Raw genomic sequence first — 426 nt, forward strand, 5'->3', positions numbered from 1 at the left:
TGATCCCATCCCGAACTCAGTAGTGAAACGATGCATCGCCGATGGTAGTGTGGGGTTTCCCCATGTGAGAGTAGGTCATCGTCAAGATTCATTTCGCAAAACCCCTATCTGTGCATGCAGGTAGGGGTTTTGTCTTTAAGTAGAAGCTATCGCTTCTCCTGGTAGGCTGAACAGCCAGCTGGTGGTGGTAAAAAGGTGGTTGACAGCGTTTTTGGATGCTGTATTATTCACCTCCCGCGACGAGACATCGAAGCGAGCCAAGTGTCTGAAGTTAAACGAGTTTCTCGAAAAACTTCAAAATAAACACTTGACAGACTCTGAGGAAAGCGTAGAATGCGCGCCTCGGTTGAGACGAAAAGCTCTTAACCAAACGCTCTTTAACAAATTGAATCAAGCAATTCGTGTGGGTGCTTGTGAGTACGGACT

Annotated in this window: 1 rRNA gene; it reads left to right on the top strand. The window is 46.9% G+C overall.

Going from position 1 to position 426, the window contains the following annotated elements:
• Window positions 1-87 (top strand): 5S ribosomal RNA (rrf, locus tag I8746_RS26980); the annotation flags it as partial.
• Between the last annotated feature and the right edge of the window lie 339 nt (window positions 88-426).

This window comes from Pseudomonas sp. USTB-Z, assembly GCF_019691255.1.
GTDB classification, from domain to species: domain Bacteria; phylum Pseudomonadota; class Gammaproteobacteria; order Pseudomonadales; family Pseudomonadaceae; genus Aquipseudomonas; species Aquipseudomonas alloputida.